Consider the following 16510-nt stretch of genomic DNA (forward strand, 5'->3'; position numbering starts at 1 on the left):
CGGGTTGGGAGGCAGCGATGTCCTTTGTCCTCACGACACCGGAGATGCTTTCGGCGGCGGCAGCGGATGTGGCATCGGCTCGTCGCTCAGCGCGGCCAACACGGCGGCCGCGGCCCGAACCACCGCGGTGCTGGCCGCCGCCGCCGATGAGGTGTCGGCGGCCATCGCGACGGTGTTTTCCGGCCACGCCCAGGCCTACCAGGCGCTGAGTGCGCAGACGGCGGCGTTTCATGCTCAATTCGTGCAGGCGTTGAGCACAGCGGGCGGCGCGTATGCGGCCGCGGAGGCCGCCAATGCCTCGCCGCTGCAAACCCTTGTGGACGACGCGTTGGCAGTGATCAATGCCCCCACCAACGCGCTGTTGGGGCGCCCGCTGATCGGTAACGGTACCAATGGGGCGCCGGGGACCGGGGCCAACGGTGGGGCCGGCGGGATTTTGTGGGGCAACGGCGGCAACGGGGGCTCGGGCGCGTCGGGCAAGGGCGGCGGGGCCGGTGGTGCGGCCGGGCTGATCGGTAGCGGTGGCGCCGGCGGGACCGGCGGGGCCGGCGGCGGGGCCGGTGGGGCGGGCGGCACCGGCGGCTGGCTGTGGGGCAACGGCGGCGCCGGCGGGGCCGGCGGGGTCGGCGGGGCCAGCGTGAACGGCGGGTCCGGCGGGCTGGGCGGCAGCGCACTGTTGTTCGGCAACGGCGGGCCCGGCGGTGTGGGCGGGGCCGGCGCGGCCGGGATCGCCGGCAACCCCGGCACCTCGATGACTCCGACCGGCGGCACCGGCACCCAGGGCGGAGCCGGCGGCAACGCTGGTAACGGCGGTACCGGCGGTAACGGCGGGCTGTTGTTCGGGGCCGGCGGTAACGGCGGCCAGGGCGGCGTCGGCGGGGCCGGTGGCACCGGCGGGGCCGGCGGTAACGGCTGGGACACCACCACACTGGGCGCGACCGGCGGTAACGGCGGCAACAGCGGCTCCGGCGGCGCCGGCGGCCAGGGCGGTGCGGGCGGTGTAGGCGGGCACGGCTCAGCCTTGTTCGGCACCACCGGCGCCAACGGCAACGGCGGGGCTGGCGGCGTCGGCGGTGACCCCGGGGCACCGGGCAACGGCGGCACCGGTGGGGCCGGCCCCGACGCGACCACACCAGGTGGTACGGGCGGCAACGGCGGTGACCCCGGCGCGCCCGGGGTCGGCGGCGTCGGTGGGTCGGCCGGTGGTCCCGGCGCCGTGGCCGGTGCGACCGGCGCCACCGGCACCATAGTCCCGGGCAACGGCGGCAATGGCGGAGCCGGTGGTGCCGGTTACATTGAAACCGGCCTCGGTGACGGTGGTAGGGGCGGCGACGGCGGGGCCGGCGGTGCGTACGGCAGCGGCGGCAACGGCGGCAAGGGCGGCAACGCCACCGTTTCCGGCAGCGGCGGTCGAGGCGGCGACGGCGGAGCCCCGGGTTCGCTGGCCGGCGGTGGCGGAGACGGCGGTGGCGGCGGCGACGGTGCCGGCAACGGCAACGGCGGCGACGGCGGTGACGGCGGCGACGCGGTTAACGCGGGAACGGCGAACGCCACCGGCGGCGCCGGCGGCGACGGCGGCAACGGCATAGGCGCCGGTAACGGCGGTAACGGCGGTCGAGGCGGCGACGCGCTTACCCTTAACAGCGCCTCCACGGCTACCGCCACCGCCGGCGATGGCGGGGCCGGTGGCCACGGCGCCAGCGGCGGGCGCGGCGGCAACGGTGGTAATGCGTTCACCGCCGGAACCGGAAACGTCACGCCCGGCAACGGCGGCAACGGCGGTGCCGGCACTGCCTTCGGCGGCGGGGGTGGCGGCGACGGCGGCAGCGCGGAAATTGGCAACAGCACCAATCCGTTTAACGCCATCGGCGGCGCCGGCGGAGCGGGCGGCACAGGCTGGGATAACAGTGGCTTCACCCAACCCGGACACGGTGGGAGCGGCGGCAACGCGCAAATCGACAGCGGTGCCTCCACGGCTAAGGCGATCGGCGGCACCGGCGGGGTGGGCGGCGCCGCCGTCACCGGCACCGGCGGCATCGGCGGGTCCGGTGGTACCGCAACCAACTACGGCAAGGGAGACGCCCTCGGCGGCGTCCCCGGGCTCGGCGGCGCCGGCCCGGCGATCGCCGGGGGCGGCGGCCAAGGCGGCCATGCGTACGCCTTCGGAACCGGCAACGCCACCGGCGCCGCGGGCGCGAACGGCCTTGATAACGCCACCGGCACGGGTGGGGCCGGTGGCGGTGGCGGCGACGCGCGCATCTTCAACGCCGCATCTACGGCCAGCGCGACCTCCGGCAACGGCGGGATCGGCGGCAACGGCACCAGCGGCGGGACCGGCGGCTTCGGCGGCTTTGCGTTCACCCAAGGAACCGGAAGCATCACCCCCGGCACGGGCGGCAACGGCGGCACCGGCAGCACCGGCGGCGGCGGGGGCGGCGGCCAAGGCGGCGGCGTACAAATCGATAACGCCGCCAATCCGCATGATGCCATCGGCGGCGCGGGCGGAGCGGGCGGCACCGGCCTTGACAACGGCAGCGCCTTGCAACCCGGGCACGGCGGGGCCGGCGGCGACGCCTACATCAGCGGCAGCGCCTCCACGCACAACGCTATCGGCGGCATCGGTGGCACCGGCGGCAATGCCACCGGCGCCACCGGCACCGGCGGCATCGGCGGCACCGGCGGTACCGCGACCAACTATGGAGGCGGAGACGCCGTCGGCGGCACCCCCGGGAAAGGCGGCACCGGCTTCAACGGCGGGGGCGGCGGCCAGGGCGGTTCCGCGTACAGCTTTGGAACCGGAAACGCCGTCGGACACGCCGGGGCGAATGGCCTATCCGGCGCCGGCGGCGCCGGCGGGTTCGGCGGCGGCGGCGGCGACGCCCGTGTCTTCAACGCCGCATCCACCGCCGGCGCCACCGCCGGCAACGGCGGGGCCGGCGGTGACGGTGCCCAGGGCGGCGGGAACGGCGGGTTCGGTGGTTATGCGTACAACGCCGGACTCGGCAGCGCCACCCCCGGCGACGGCGGCAACGGCGGCAACAGCCCCACCGGCGGGGGCGGCGGTCACGGCGGCGCCGGCGGCGGCGTGGAAATCAACAACGCCCTCAACGCGAATAACATCACCGGCGGCAGGGGCGGAGATGCCGGCATCGGCTTCAATGACTTCCCCTCTGGCGTTAACGGGGGCAACGGTGGCGGCGGCGGTGGCGCGACCATCTACGCCGGCACGGGTAACGCCACCGGCGGCCAAGGTGGTGCTGGCGGTGACGCCGTCATCTTTGCCGGCAGCGGCGGCTCCGGCGGTACTGCGACCAACTACGGGGACGGAGACGCCCTCGGCGGCGATGCCGGGAACGCCGGCAACGGCGGCACCGGCGGGGGCGGCGGCACCGGCGGTGCTGCGTACGCGTACGGAGCCGGAGTCGCCACCGGCGGCGACGGCGGCAAGGGCGGCAACAGCTCGGACCTGTCCGCCAACGGCGGCAACGGCGGCGACGGCGGTGGCGCCTTCGCGCATGTCTTCCCGACGAATGCCCAGCCCGGGAACGGCGGGAGCGGTGGAACCGCCGGTGCCGGCGGTCTCCCCGGCGCCAACGGCGCAACCGGCGCCACCGGGTCGCTATAACGGGTCGCCCGGCACGCACCCGCGGCCATCGACGCGCCCTGGCCGCTAGGACCCGACCGCCGCGCGCTCCCGTACCAGTGCGTACAGCCGCCAACTGCCCGGCACCCCTTTGAGTTGGCGTTCACCGCGCTCGGCGAACCGGCGCCGCGAACCGGCGACAATGTCGCGCACCGTCGAAGACACCAGCACCTCGCCGGGCCCGGCCAGCGCCGCGACCCGCGCACCGATATGCACGGCCAAACCGGCGACGTCACGTCCCAAGACGCCCCGCACCTCGATCTCACCCGCGTGAATGCCGACCCGCACCTCGATGCCGAGCACACGGACCGCATCGATGATGTCGTCGGCGCACGCGATCGCGGCACTCGGGCTGGTGAACGTCGCGACGAAACCGTCTCCGGCCGTATTCACTTCGCGCCCGCCGAATCGACCGAGCTCGTGGCGGATGATGGTGTCGTGACGGTCGAGCAGGTCGCGCCACCGGCCGTCACCAAGCAAAGAGGCGCGCTCGGTCGAGCCGACGATGTCGGTAAACACGATCGTGGTGAGCACTCGCTCGGCATAGCCGCCGCCGCGGACGCCGGTGATGAACCCCTCGATCTCGTCGAGCATCGGCCCGGTGTCGCCGACCCAGTACAGGACGTCTGCGCCCGGTAGTTCGACCAACCGTGATCCGGCGATGTGCTCGGCCAGGTAGCGACCGTGCCCAATGGGGATAAAGGTCGACCCGACGCGGTGCAGTATCAGCGTCGGTGCCCCGATGCGCGCCAGGGCATCTCGTACGTCGGCCTCGGTCACCACCTTGGACACGGCGCGCGCCATACTTGGCGGCCCCGCACGGTTGCCGGCGAGATCCCACCACGCGCGAAACACATCATCGTCGGCGACGGTGGGAGCGACGATGCGGAGCACATCGAAACCCCGTTCGACGGCGTCGGGCTCCAGCGCGACCGTCATGAACGGATCAGCTTGACGCGCCTGGACACCGACCGGGTAGTCGGGCGCCCACAGCACGCGCGCCGATCCATTGACGACGATCAGCCCGCGCACGCGCTCGGGGTAATCGGCGGCAAGAACCAATCCGTTCATCGCGTGAAAGCTTGGCGCGAAGATCGTCGCCTGCTCGCTTCCGACCGCGTCGAGCACCGCGATCGCGTCCTCGGCCCAGAACTTAGGCCCCAGCAGCTTCATCGACGGCATCCGCGACGAAAGTCCTACGCCGCGATGGTCGAACCGAATCACCCGGGCGAACGACGCAAGGCGCCGGTGGAAGCGGTGCAGGGACGGCTCGTCGTCGATCGAGTCGATGGGGACGAACGGCCCGGGCAACACCAGCAGATCCGTCGGACCATCACCGAGCACCTGGTAGGCGATGTCCATCTCGCCGCACTTGGCGTAACGAGTCCTGTGAGTCCGGGGCGCCTGCGCCACGGCCTCAGGTTAGTTCATGCGTAGGCTCATCGCGGTGAGCGCACGTGCGGGCATCGTTGTCACCGGAACCGAAGTCCTGACCGGTCGGGTCCAAGACCGCAACGGCCCATGGATCGCCGATCGGCTCCTTGAGCTGGGGGTCGAGCTGGCGCACATCACGATCTGCGGCGACCGCCCCGCCGACATCGACGCGCAGCTGCGATTCATGGCGGACCAAGGCGTGGACCTGATCGTCACCAGCGGCGGCCTGGGGCCGACGGCCGACGACGTGACCGTCGAGGTGGTAGCCCGCTTCTGCGGGCGCGACCTGGTGTTCGACGACGGGCTTGAGAACAAGATCGCCAACATCCTGAAATCCCTTATGGTGCACGTCGATCCGGGAAGTTTCGCGTCGGTGCGCGCCGCAAACCGCAAGCAGGCCCTGATCCCGGCCGGGTCGCACGTGCTCGATCCGGTGGGCACCGCGCCGGGTCTCGTCGTGCCCGGAAAACCGCCGGTAATGGTTCTTCCCGGACCCCCGCGCGAGCTACAGCCGATGTGGCGCAGGGCCATTCAGACGTCCGCGGCGCAGGCGGCCATCGCCGGCCGGACGGCCTATCGGCAGGGGACCCTTCGCATGTTTGGGCTGCCCGAGTCGGCCTTGGCCGAAACGCTTCGTGGCGCCGAAGCATCCATTCCCGGCTTTGGCTCACTCGAGATCACCACATGCTTGCGGCGCGGGGAGATTGAGATGGTCACCCGTTACGAGCCGGAGGCCGCCGACGTGTACGCGCGGCTCATCGGGCTGCTCCGCGACCGCCACGGGCGCCACGTCTACTCCGAAGACGGTTCGCACGTAGACGATCTGGTCGCACGATTGCTGGCCGGCCGTCGGGTAGCGACCGCCGAATCCTGCACCGCCGGGCTACTGGCGGCTCGGCTGACCGATCGCCCCGGTTCGTCCGACTACGTCATGGGCGGTGTGGTCAGCTACTCCAACGAGGCGAAGGTCCAGCTGCTCGGCGTCGACCCGGCACTGATCGAGGCGCACGGGGCGGTGTCTGAGCCCGTCGCGCAGGCCATGGCGGCGGGCGCACTGCAGCGCTTCGGTGCCGACACCGCCGTCGCGATCACCGGAATCGCCGGGCCGGGCGGGGGTACGCCGGAAAAGCCGGTGGGGACGGTCTGTTTCACGGTCATGCTCGCCGATGGGCGGGGCGAAACCCGCACGGTGCGGCTTCCCGGCAACCGGTCGGACATTCGCGAGCGCTCGACGACGGTGGCCATGCACCTGCTGCTGCGCGCGCTGACCCAGTAGCCAGGGAGTCATCCGCTGGATCTCGAGATCTGATCACGTCACTTCTGTTGGGAGAAAGGCACTTTCGGCCGTCCCAAAGCGGATTCCCGTGGCGTCCTTGCCGATCAGTGTCAGCACCGCGACGGCGATCAGCACGGGCACGATCGTCGCCGTCAGCGCGAAGGAGTAGCCGTGGGTTTCGGCCAGGCGTTCCTGGATCGGCAGGTTGAAGGCCGCCAGCAGATTACCCAGCTGGTAGGTCACACCGGGGTAGAAGCCGCGAATGGCATCCGGCGACATCTCGGTCAAGTGCGCCGGGATCACACCCCACGCCCCCTGTACGCAGACTTGCATCAGGAACGAGCCGAGACACAACATCGCCGCGGTGCGCGAGTAGGCGAAGACCGGCACGATCGGCAATGCCAATACCGCACAGCAAACGACGGTGTAGCGCCGGCTCAACCGTTGTGACAGCGTGCCGAAGACAACCCCGCCAACGATGGCGCCGACGTTGTAGACCACCACGATCCACTTGACGGTCGAGCTGGACAGGCCGGCACCGTCGTTGGCTGTCGACGTCAGGAAGGTCGGGTAGACGTCCTGGGTACCGTGGCTCATCCAGTTGAACGCGGTCATCAGCAGCACCAGGTAGATAAAACGGCGGATGATGGCCGCGTCGCGCAGCACATCGCGGATTCTGGTGCTGGTGAGCCGCATCCGGTCCTGCGCGGCCTCCCAAACGTCGGATTCCGCCACCCGGTATCGGATGATCAGGCTGATCAGGGCCGGGACGATGCTCAGACCGAACAACCAACGCCACGACAGCCCCAGCCAGTTCATCACCACCAGCGATGCCACGCTCGCCAGCAGGTACCCGAATGCGTAGCCCTCCTGCAACAGCCCCGAGAAAAACCCGCGCCGCCCGACGGGAACGTTCTCCATGGCCAGCGCCGCACCCAGGCCCCATTCCCCGCCCATGCCGATGCCGTACAGCAGCCGCAGGATTACCAGCACGGTGAAGTTCGGCGCGAACGCACACAGGAATCCGACCACCGAGTAGAACACCACGTCCACCATCAGCGGCAGCCGCCGCCCAACCCGATCGGCCCAGAGGCCAAACAGCAGCGCACCCACCGGGCGCATCATGAGCGTGACGGTGGTGACGAAAGCGACTTCAGCCTTGGTGTGGTGAAAGGTCTTTGCGATGTCGGCATAGACCAGCACCACGATGAAATAGTCGAAGGCGTCCATCGTCCAGCCCAGGAACGCCGCGATGACGGAGTTTCGCTGATCGGCGCTGATCCGTTGCGTTGTCACGTCAGCATCGTGCAGTACCCGGAGCAGCATCGAGAACCCGGGGCACCGACGCTGGGACCGATCGAGGAGGTTGCACCTTCGATCGGCGCGAGAAAGTTCCGGGTTTATGCGGATCATCGATGCCGACGGGCACGTCGCCGAGAATCCCACGCTGGCGATCGAGGCCATCAAACGCTGGCCGGATTACGTCAAGCCCAGCACGGACGGGCGGCTGCGGCTGACGATCGAGGGCCGCAATTACCCGGAAGACCGAGGCCCTGGCGCGGGCTGGGTCCCGTTCTTTATCGACCGCCTGCACGAGCATTTCGAGAAGCGAGGGGACTGGGTCGAGCGTGGCTGGCGCCGTGATCCGCATGACTACCTGCAGGCCGGCAACATCTGGGTGACCTGTGAACCCGACGAGCCAATCCTGCCCGGGGTGATCGATGTGCTCGGCGCCGACTTCATCATGTTCGCCAGCGACTACCCGCATTGGGATGGCGAGTGGCCGCAAAGCACCAAGCATCTGCGCACCCGCACGGACATCAGCGAGGAGGCGCGCGAAAAGATCGGCGGGCGCAACGCGCAGCGCTTCTACGGGTTGAACTGATTGACGCGGCTCTTACATGGCAAGATCGGCACATGGTGCCTTTTCTCCTGCGTGCGGCGCTGACCGGGTTCGCATTGTGGGTGGTCACTCAATTCGTATCGGGGATGCGCTTTGTCGGCGGCGACACGACGTTGCAGCGGATCGGCATTATCTTCGTCGTCGCGGTGATCTTCGGTCTGGTCAACGCATTCATCAAACCCATCGTGCAATTCCTGGCGATCCCGCTGTACATCGTGACGCTTGGCCTTTTCCATGTCGTCGTCAACGCGTTGATGCTGTGGATCACCGCGCGGATCACCGAACACACCACTCACTGGGGACTGCAGATCGACCACTTCTGGTGGACCGCGATTTGGGCGGCGATCGTGTTGTCGATCGTGAGCTGGCTACTGTCGCTGCTGGGTCGCGACGTCCGGCGCGTCACTCGACGTTAGTCGTGCTCGTTTCTTCGTAGCAGCAGCTATCTTTCGAAAGACGGCAAATGAGGTCGCCGTCGGTGCGCGTCCGCCGGTGGGAACAATGCAAAAATTTGCGTTACGACATCCTTCATTGTCAGGACCTGTTGCACATATGCTTACTACCACCGTGAAGACGGGTTGTCTGTGGCACGATGACAGCGCGTGCCCGCCTTCCGATGCAGGACGGCAGCAGCTACCAGCACACGACGGACGGGATGTTGCACAAGATGAAGACGGTCGCGAGCGGGTCAACATCAGGTCCTGCAGGCACGCGGCTGAGCTCGCAACGTGGTGACTCCCACACTGGTCTGCGCGCGGTCACCGAGTGCAACGGCTCGGCGGTGGTCGTTCATGTCGGCGGTGACATTGACGCCAGTAACGAGGCCGCGTGGCAGCGATTGGTGAGCCGGAGCGCCGCCATCGCCATCGCGCCCGGTCCGTTCGTCATCGACCTTCGCGACATCGATTTCATGGGGTCGTGTGCGTACGCCGTCTTGGCTCAGGCCTCGGTGCGGTGTCGCCGCCGCGGCGTGAACCTGCGGCTGGTCACCAGCCAGCCGATCGTGGCCCGCACGATTGCCGCGTGTGGCCTGCGCCGCCTGCTGCCGATGTATGCGACGGTCGAATCCGCGCTGGCCCCGCCGGCCTGAGGCCCATTCACCCCGCGCCGACGAGGCGGGCCACCTCCCGCGCGCAGCCCCACGATAGGGTCACGCCATGACTGCCGTGGCCGTAGTTGTGGATGCACCGCGCCGGCCCGAGCGGTTCAACCTCCACCCGCACGCGCGGGCGGTCCGGACGCAGTCCGGTAATCGTCTCGATCACCTGGGCCTCGGCGAGCCGCGGCTCGACCCGGCGGCAGCGCTGCAGGATCCGCTCGGTTACCTCGCTATCCGGGGTGGTGTCCCAGCGGTCAGGGATGCTGATGCCTCCACAGACAACACGCCGCGGGTGGGGGAAATAGCAAGTCCACTCCGGACCGCGGTTGAGTTCCAGGAACAGTTGCCGCAGGCCGGGATTCGTGAGGACGACGTGCTGGCCGAAGAGCGGCCGCACGGTGTCATCGCCGGCCAGCTCTCGGGCGCTCAGACCGGCACAGTTGACCACGGTCGGGGCGGCGTCGGCGGCCTCGGCCAGCGACCGCACGGGATGGGCCTCGATTTCGCAGCCGGCCGCGGCCAGGCGCTGTGTCAGGTAGTCGAGGTATTGCGGCATGTCGATCATCGGCATAGTGGCGCGATACCCGGTCTGGAAGCCCTCGGGCAGACCGGCCGAGTCGGCCGGTCGCAGGTCGGGGATCAGCTTGGCCTGGGGCGGCAGTTCGTCGCCGGCCGGTAGCTCACCGACGGTCATTGCCGGCGCCATGCGCACCCCGGTCGCAGGGTGCTTGGCAAGTTCGCGGAACTCGCGCAGCGACTCCTCGGTCCAGGCCAGCGTCCTGGCGACGGGTTCGGTGAACACCGGGCCCCACACCGCACCCGCCACCACCGAGGTGGTCTCTCGCGGCGGTGCGGCCGTCCACACCCGCACCGGCCGGCCCGCTTCGGCCAGGCACACGGCCGACGTCAACCCGCTCACGCCGGCGCCGATCACGACGACTTGTTGCGCACCGGTGACCACAGCAGGACGGTAGCCGAAATCCGGCGTCACTCAGGATTGAGGTACTTGCTGTCCGTTCGGACCGAGCAATCCGTTGAGGATGCCGAGATCGGTTTGCAGTTGGGCTCCGGCGGCGGGTCCGGGCAGCTCGGCCGGCGCATTGCCCTCGCCGCCGGTGTTCTGCCAGGGCTGGCAGCCCGTCGTCCTGAACGCCTTGTCGGTCGGTTCGATCTGCACTACCTGCGGCTTCTTGCTCAGCGCATTGTCGATGAGGGCGCCATCCGGGTTGCCCATCCGCTTCCAATAGCACGTTCCGTTGCCAACCGGTCCCGCGGAGCTGTACGTACCCGGCAGGATGTCGGTCCCTACGACGTATGTGCCATCGTGGTCCATCGTCGTTTTCGGTGCGGGTGATGGCGCCGGCTGCGGATCGGCGCCCGCGACACCCGCGGACGCAACCCAGCCCACAAGAATCAGCCCCGCGACGACCAGTCTCGCGGCAACAGGTGAATTCGCCTTCGAACCCATAGGACCGCAGCGTACCGGGGTGAGCAGGCGATTTCGAACCGCCCGCCGGCAACCCCCATCGCTCGGCTCAAATCGCTTGGAAGCGATAACTCGTTCCCACCGCGGACTGGCTCACCCGGTCGCCGAATGCGTCGGCTAGGGCGTGGACGGCACGCCAGCCCGTGCAGTGTCCGGCGATGATGTGGCGAATGTTAAACGGCGCCAAGCCTTTCACCGTCTCGGCAATGATGCGCTCCATCACGCCGCCGAGGTGCAATCCGCCCATGACCGCATGAATCGGGACATCGGGGAAGCGGCTGGCCGCTTCCGTGCACACGTTGACGATGCCGGCGTGTGAGCACGCGCTGAAGACGATCAGCCCGAGGCCGCGCACGTGGGCCACCAGCATTCGCTCGTCGAGCAGCAAGGGATCGGGCTCCCACGCGGCGTCGTCGGTTGGCCGGCAGAGATGGTCGGATCTGCCGGTCTCGAACGGGCAGACGCGCGGAATTTCGCCGCTGTAGTAGAAGTGGCCATCGAGCAGCCACCGTTCACCTGCGTCGTTCACGACGATCGCACCGTGAGCGCGCATCGCGGCCGGGGTAGGGACTCGCTCGGTCGGTATTACCTGCCCGCTTGCCAGTTCCAGACCGCGTTCGCGAAACATCAGCGGGTTGACGTGGACTGTCACCGAGCCACGCTGGGCCACGACCCCATCGATCGCCTCGATCAGCGCCCCCATATGGTCCCAATGTCCATGGGTGATCGCGATTTCCTCGACAGCACCGAGGTCGATGTCGAGGTTGGTGCAGTTGCGGATGAACGCGGCACCCTCGGTGCCGGTGTCGAACAACAGCACGTGCTCGACCGGCCCCGCCAGCGACCTGAGTCGCAAGCCGTAACCCAGGTTGGCAACGAGCAGGCTGCGGCCCGAAATCAACCTTGCACCGGCGTCCACCACGTTCTGCATCTCCGACTGGGCGAACGGCGTCTTGCTCACGTAGGCGTCGCTGACGTTGTCGCTGAGCACTTCGACGATCAGCGAATCGAGGGGAACAAGCACGCCCGATTGGCCGGTCATGTCGACACCCTTTCAAGTCCGGCCCCCGCCCATATTTTCATCAACCGCGTTTTCCAGCGCCGCGGTTGGACCGGTTCCAGGGCATCCGATCCCTATCCATGTGCTGCACGGCACAGAACACGTGAGCGCTACGGCACGCTCTCAGGTCAGCCGCGTCACCCGGCCCGCGTAGCTGAGCGCGTGCTCGTAGGTCTCGAGGTGGCCGGGCGAAATCTCGCCGGGCTCTGGGGCGCTCGAGGAAGAAACGCGGCACCGGGTTGTTAGGCGTGATACGTCGCGTGGAAGGTCAGCACCGTGGTGCCGTCGGGCTGTTCGTCGAGCTGGTGATAGCCCTCGGCGCGGGACCATGGCGGCGGGCCGACGGCCACATATCGGGAAAGCCTGTTGAGCTCCGCTTCGGTGACGGTCTCCCACGACCGCGCCTTGCCGCCGGACAGCAGGTATTCGGGCACGTCGAAGACGCTTGTGCGGACCAGACCCTCGCCGGCTTCGTCGCCGTCGTTGAGGATCTCCATGCTGCCGGTGGGCCATTTGAGGACCCGCGGCCGCGGCGAGTTCGGTGGCGGCGGCGGATGCAGGACCCGCCACACTTTCTGCGGCGGCGCGTCGACATGGAATCGCAGGGTGTAGGACCGCATCAGCGTTCTCCCCAGCCGTCCCAGAAGGTGATTGTCTCCGCGGGCGGCCGCGCGGCCGGCGGGAAGTTGGTGCCGATGGTCTACGCCACCGCGAACAGCGCGGCCTGCGTGACCGTGGCCGGGATTCCCAGCAACTCGGCCACCTGCTGTTCCTTTGCCAGATGCAGCGTCCAGATCATCGCCGCTTCGCCGCCAGCGCCAGCCGGCACGTTGAGCCTGCTCATGCGCGAACTCCCGCCCGGTGACGATGAATACCGATTTGAGAAAACCAGATTCTCGACTCGGCTGCGCAGGCCGGGTAAGCGCGAACGCCGCATGTCTGCGACGCCCGACGGGAAGGCGCGCAGCCGGGCGCAGTTCACGGGCCTCTCGACACGTTGATCTGTCCGAGTTACCGTCCGTGGGACGAGGCGGTCAGGGTGGAGCGCCGCGTGTGGGAGGTTTCGGCGTGCTGTTCATGCACGAGGTACACAAGGTGCGCGGGCGCGCCGAAGACGACTTCGAGGCAGCATTTCGACACGGCTGGATGCCCATGCTCGCCGCCGGCGACGAGGCCCGGCTGTTGTGGTACACCAACCAGGCGCATGGCAGCGGCCCCGCCTACACCGTGATCACCGTGACCGCGGTTCGCGACGGAGCGGCATGGGAGAGCCTGACCAAGCGGGTCCAGAAGGGCGATCTGCAGGAGTGGATGCGCAACCTGGACGAGATGCGCCATGACGTCGACGCGAAACTGCTGGTGCCGCTCCCGTGGTCGCCCCTGCTGCAGGTGTCGTTCGACGAGGTGCCGGTCGACGGGCGCGAGCACGACATGAGCCTCTACATGGAGGACACCATGTGGCCCTACGAGGACAAGTTCGAGGAGTACATCGTCAGATGCGGTGACGTATACGCCAAGAGCCTCGAGCAACCAACGTCGATGCTGACAATGCACGCCGCGTTCCAGCCCGCCCTCGGCAGCCACGTGCGCCGCGAGGTGATCCTGATGCAGCGCATCACGAGACCGGAGGCGCTGCTCGACCTGATCCGGACGCATATTCCCGCCGAGCACCGTGCCCCTGGGACCTGGATGCACGACGCCCTGGACCTGCGCGATCAGTGGACCACCCGGTTGCTGCGGACGTCCGAGTGGTCGCCGCTGTACTGATGCGGGGCGCTCACGGCTTCGAGCGTGCGCTCACGTCACGCTCACCGACCTGATCGCATCCGAGCACGTTCCCGCGGAACTGATCGCACGGATATCCGGGCGCGATCATCGCGCCTCTTTCGTGCAAATCCACTTCGCCCTGGCCGGGCTGCCCGAATTCGCACCGCCTTGCGAGTTATTGAACGACGCCGGAATGCAGCAGTCGGTCGGCATTGTCGGCTCGCCGGAATCTCAACAGCTGCAATGGGAAACATGTCGGCAGGACATTGCCCCGGACAACCCGTCGACGGGAATGCGGATCCCCTCCCTGCACGATGCGAGCCTGGGGCCGACCGTAAGCACGCCGCGGGCGCGTTCGCGTACGCGCACCCGGTCGAAGCCGGCCGTGACCAGCATGGGTATCTCAAAAATGCGATGGCACAACGGGTTATCGACAAGATCACCCGGTTTGCCCCCAACTTCAAGGACATTGTGATCCGCAAAATCACATATGCCCCCTACCACATGGACACCATGTTCGGCGCGCAGGCCGGTGACTTCTGCCACGGGCTGCTGCACCCGGATCTGATGGGACCCAATCGCCCCGGGGCCAAAGGCTTCCTCGACTTTCCGATCCCGATCGACGGCCTCCACCTCGGTGGCGCCGGGTGCCATGGCGGCCCGGGCATAACCTTCATTCCCGGCTACAACGCCGCCTATCGGGCGCTCGACGACGCGTCGTAATCCGGGCTCAACCCCCGAATGTCCCGATGAGCTGAGCCTTTGCGGTTGCGGCCTGCGCAATCGCCTGCGCCGCTTGCGCTCCAGCCAATCCCGCGGGGAGTTCAAACGTGTTGGGAAGCTGGTAGAGGGTAAACCGGTAGTGGTGTGTCCCGGTGCCCGCGGGCGGGCAAGGCCCGAAGTAGGAGGCCTGGCGACCGGAGTTGGGCAGGGTGCGTCCCCCAGCCGGAGTTTGGCCATCCGCGGTGCTGCCGGACCCAGGCGCAATTCCAATCACGATCCAGTGGACGTAGGTTCCGCCGACGGCGTCCGGGTCGTCCACAACGAGTGCGGCCCCCAGCGGCGCCGACCACGTCAACGGTGGTGCGATGTTTGCCCCCTTGCAGGTGTACTGCACAGGGATCGGGGCGCCGTCGGCGAATGCCGGACTGGTGATCGTCAGCGGCCCGCCGGCAGGGGCTGCGCGACCGTTGGCGGCGGCGTAGCAGGCTGCCATAGCCGCGAGTTGCAGGACTGCGATCACCGATGCGATGCGATGAAGTGTGCTTACCGTTGTGCTTTTCATACAGGTCAGTGTCGCTGACCGAGGTTCGCGAAGATAGCCGTCCACCGGGGCTATGTGCCGCGCTTCTTGACCTCGAGCACCCGCTTGCGCAGGCCCTGCGTGGCCGTGTCCATCAGGCCCTTGGCCCCCCTCTTGATCAGGAATCCCGGGAGCGGCGCGACGAGATCTACCGTCAGCTCAAAGCGGACCCGGGTCGAATCGCCTTCGGGGGTCAGCGTGTACCGGGCGTGCTGCGCGCGTTGCTGTTTGGCGCTGACCAGCGTCCAGCTCACCCCGTCGTCGTGCACGTCGTAGGCCAGCACCTGCTCATCGCCCACACCCGCGACCCTGACGACCTGCCGGGACTTACTCGGGTGACCTTGAGCGTCCCGTTCGAGGACTTCGACCTCCCGGTGAGCCGAGGACCACTCGGGCAGCGATTCGAGGTCGAACAACACGTCCATGATCTCGTCGGGCGTCGCCTCGATGACGACTTCACGGGACTCGGTGGCAGCCATCGCTCACGGCACCAGCACAACCTTGCCGACGTTTTCTCGTGCCGCCAGGATCCGGTGCGCCCGACCGGCGTCGGCGAATGGCACCGCCGCGTGCACGATGGGGGAGACGATGCCGTCGTCGAGCGCTTTGGCCAGCGGCGTGATCCAGGGCTCCAGCGTGCCGCGATCGTCCCACAGTCGGAGCATGTTCAGGCCGATCACGGCTTTCGACTCCTCCAGCTGGGTGAGCAGGTTGAAGCCCCGCAGCATGGCCAACGCGTGTGGAGCCACCCTGCGCAGCGAGCGCTTCTCGCCCTGCTGCATGTTCGAAATCCCGTAGCCGACAAGCCTTCCGCCGGGGCGCAGCAGGCCGTAGGACCGCCGCAACGAGGTCCCGCCGAGCGCGTCGAGCACGATGTCATACGGCCCGAGGCCCTTCCACCAGCCGTCGCGGCGGTAGTCGATCGCCTGGTCCACCCCCAGTTCGGCGAGCTTCTTGTGTTTTCCCGGCGATGCGGTGCCATGCACCTCGGCGCCGGCCGCCCTGGCGAATTGAATGGCCGCGATGCCGACGCCACCCGCCGCCGCGTGTACCAGCACCCGCTCGCCGGCGCGCAGCGATCCGTACCCGTGCAGCGCCGCCCACGCCGTCGCGTAATTGACCGGCACCGCGGCGCCCTGCTCAAAGCTGAACGCATCGGGCAGCACCACCGAGTCGCTTGCCGCGACGTTGACGATTTCGGCGTAGCCACCGAATCGCGTGCCGGCCAGGACACGCTGGCCCACGCGGTTGGCATCGACGCCGTCGCCGACGGCCTCGACCGTCCCGGCGACTTCGTAACCGACCACCGCCGGAAGTTTCGGCGCGTCGGGGTACAGGCCGACACGCGCGAGGTGGTCGGCGAAGTTCACCCCGGCGGCGCGGACGGCGATTCGCAGCTGGCCCGGGCCCGGCGGCGGCGGGTCGGGACGCTGCTGCACCTGCAAGACCGATGGGTCGCCATGCTTGGTGATCACGACCACACGCATGTGTGCCCTCCTTGTTGGGACGCTGCGGGCGGGACTGCCACCCGCCGATCGT

At 68.6% G+C, this 16510-nt stretch carries 12 protein-coding genes and 5 pseudogenes; 7 read left to right on the top strand and 10 right to left on the bottom strand.

Annotated features, from left to right (window positions below):
* The first annotated feature begins 17 nt into the window (after positions 1–17).
* A pseudogene (locus tag G6N24_RS25345) lies at positions 18–3625 on the top strand (PE family protein).
* A 45-nt stretch (positions 3626–3670) separates the two neighbouring features.
* Here G6N24_RS25345 and G6N24_RS09100 read toward each other — a convergent pair.
* The gene (locus G6N24_RS09100) at positions 3671–5056 is read right to left on the bottom strand and encodes an adenylate/guanylate cyclase domain-containing protein (RefSeq protein WP_085158111.1); all 1386 of its coding nucleotides are present in this window, start codon (positions 5054–5056) and stop codon (positions 3671–3673) included.
* Between the two features lie 34 nt (positions 5057–5090).
* Between G6N24_RS09100 and G6N24_RS09105 the strand changes: the two genes are divergently transcribed.
* Positions 5091–6353: a competence/damage-inducible protein A gene (locus G6N24_RS09105; protein ID WP_456320189.1), complete on the top strand. Its 1263-nt coding sequence runs from the start codon at positions 5091–5093 to the stop codon at positions 6351–6353.
* Positions 6354–6386: 33 nt separating this feature from the next.
* Here G6N24_RS09105 and G6N24_RS09110 read toward each other — a convergent pair whose 3' ends face one another.
* Positions 6387–7679: an MFS transporter gene (locus tag G6N24_RS09110; RefSeq protein WP_275996449.1), complete on the bottom strand. Its 1293-nt coding sequence runs from the start codon at positions 7677–7679 to the stop codon at positions 6387–6389.
* Positions 7680–7755: 76 nt separating this feature from the next.
* On the opposite strand from G6N24_RS09110, the gene G6N24_RS09115 reads away from it, so the two are divergent.
* From G6N24_RS09115 to G6N24_RS09125, 3 genes and pseudogenes are all read left to right on the top strand, one after another.
* Positions 7756–8238 (top strand): amidohydrolase family protein, encoded by a 483-nt coding sequence (locus tag G6N24_RS09115; RefSeq protein WP_085158109.1) that lies wholly within the window; start codon positions 7756–7758, stop codon positions 8236–8238.
* Between the two features lie 32 nt (positions 8239–8270).
* On the top strand, positions 8271–8672 hold the full coding sequence (locus tag G6N24_RS09120) for a phage holin family protein (RefSeq protein WP_085158107.1): 402 nt from the start codon (positions 8271–8273) through the stop codon (positions 8670–8672).
* Between the two features lie 251 nt (positions 8673–8923).
* A pseudogene (locus G6N24_RS09125) lies at positions 8924–9404 on the top strand (anti-sigma factor antagonist).
* Here the strand turns inward: G6N24_RS09125 and G6N24_RS09130 are convergent.
* From G6N24_RS09130 to G6N24_RS25760, 5 genes and pseudogenes are all read right to left on the bottom strand, one after another.
* Entirely contained in the window at positions 9354–10316 is a 963-nt protein-coding gene (locus G6N24_RS09130) for an FAD-dependent oxidoreductase (protein ID WP_085158115.1), read from the bottom strand. The pseudogene G6N24_RS09125 and the gene G6N24_RS09130 sit on opposite strands and share 51 nt — an antisense overlap.
* A gap of 30 nt (positions 10317–10346) precedes the next feature.
* Positions 10347–10823, bottom strand: a complete 477-nt coding sequence (locus G6N24_RS09135; RefSeq protein ID WP_085158105.1) for a hypothetical protein — start codon at positions 10821–10823, stop codon at positions 10347–10349.
* 67 nt (positions 10824–10890) lie between these two features.
* Positions 10891–11883, bottom strand: a complete 993-nt coding sequence (locus G6N24_RS09140; protein WP_085158103.1) for an MBL fold metallo-hydrolase — start codon at positions 11881–11883, stop codon at positions 10891–10893.
* A 141-nt stretch (positions 11884–12024) separates the two neighbouring features.
* A pseudogene (locus G6N24_RS09145) lies at positions 12025–12521 on the bottom strand (SRPBCC family protein).
* Positions 12521–12691, bottom strand: a pseudogene (locus G6N24_RS25760) (nitroreductase family protein); the annotation flags it as partial. The pseudogenes G6N24_RS09145 and G6N24_RS25760, both read right to left, overlap by 1 nt.
* A 287-nt stretch (positions 12692–12978) precedes the next feature.
* Between G6N24_RS25760 and G6N24_RS09155 the strand changes: the two are divergent.
* Together G6N24_RS09155 and G6N24_RS09160 are read left to right on the top strand one after the other, a co-directional pair.
* Positions 12979–13668 (top strand): hypothetical protein, encoded by a 690-nt coding sequence (locus G6N24_RS09155; protein WP_232070784.1) that lies wholly within the window; start codon positions 12979–12981, stop codon positions 13666–13668.
* Between the two features lie 34 nt (positions 13669–13702).
* Positions 13703–14391, top strand: a pseudogene (locus tag G6N24_RS09160) (NAD(P)/FAD-dependent oxidoreductase); the annotation flags it as partial.
* A gap of 7 nt (positions 14392–14398) precedes the next feature.
* On the opposite strand, the gene G6N24_RS09165 reads toward G6N24_RS09160, so the two are convergent.
* The 3 genes from G6N24_RS09165 to G6N24_RS09175 are packed head-to-tail and all read right to left on the bottom strand — an operon-like array spanning position 14399 to position 16458.
* Positions 14399–14953 carry a YbhB/YbcL family Raf kinase inhibitor-like protein gene (locus G6N24_RS09165; protein ID WP_085158101.1) on the bottom strand — a complete coding sequence of 185 codons (555 nt, stop codon included), beginning with the start codon at positions 14951–14953 and terminating at the stop codon, positions 14399–14401.
* Between the two features lie 50 nt (positions 14954–15003).
* Positions 15004–15450 carry an SRPBCC family protein gene (locus G6N24_RS09170; RefSeq protein WP_085158099.1) on the bottom strand — a complete coding sequence of 149 codons (447 nt, stop codon included), beginning with the start codon at positions 15448–15450 and terminating at the stop codon, positions 15004–15006.
* A gap of 3 nt (positions 15451–15453) precedes the next feature.
* Complete coding sequence (locus G6N24_RS09175; protein ID WP_085158096.1) at positions 15454–16458, bottom strand: zinc-binding dehydrogenase; 1005 nt, start codon at positions 16456–16458, stop codon at positions 15454–15456.
* Positions 16459–16510: the final 52 nt, after the last annotated feature.

Origin of the sequence: Mycobacterium lacus, assembly GCF_010731535.1 — a bacterium.
Lineage (GTDB): Bacteria > Actinomycetota > Actinomycetes > Mycobacteriales > Mycobacteriaceae > Mycobacterium > Mycobacterium lacus.

What these genes read in the sequence shown, in the direction of transcription:
- G6N24_RS09110 (WP_275996449.1), bottom strand. Translation starts at nt 7,679, where the DNA reads ATGCTGCTCCGGGTACTGCACGATGCTGACGTGACAACGCAACGGATC.
- G6N24_RS09115 (WP_085158109.1), top strand. Translation starts at nt 7,756, where the DNA reads ATGCGGATCATCGATGCCGACGGGCACGTCGCCGAGAATCCCACGCTG.
- G6N24_RS09120 (WP_085158107.1), top strand. Translation starts at nt 8,271, where the DNA reads ATGGTGCCTTTTCTCCTGCGTGCGGCGCTGACCGGGTTCGCATTGTGG.
- G6N24_RS09135 (WP_085158105.1), bottom strand. Translation starts at nt 10,823, where the DNA reads ATGGGTTCGAAGGCGAATTCACCTGTTGCCGCGAGACTGGTCGTCGCG.
- G6N24_RS09140 (WP_085158103.1), bottom strand. Translation starts at nt 11,883, where the DNA reads ATGACCGGCCAATCGGGCGTGCTTGTTCCCCTCGATTCGCTGATCGTC.
- G6N24_RS09155 (WP_232070784.1), top strand. Translation starts at nt 12,979, where the DNA reads ATGCACGAGGTACACAAGGTGCGCGGGCGCGCCGAAGACGACTTCGAG.
- G6N24_RS09165 (WP_085158101.1), bottom strand. Translation starts at nt 14,953, where the DNA reads ATGAAAAGCACAACGGTAAGCACACTTCATCGCATCGCATCGGTGATC.
- G6N24_RS09170 (WP_085158099.1), bottom strand. Translation starts at nt 15,450, where the DNA reads ATGGCTGCCACCGAGTCCCGTGAAGTCGTCATCGAGGCGACGCCCGAC.
- G6N24_RS09175 (WP_085158096.1), bottom strand. Translation starts at nt 16,458, where the DNA reads ATGCGTGTGGTCGTGATCACCAAGCATGGCGACCCATCGGTCTTGCAG.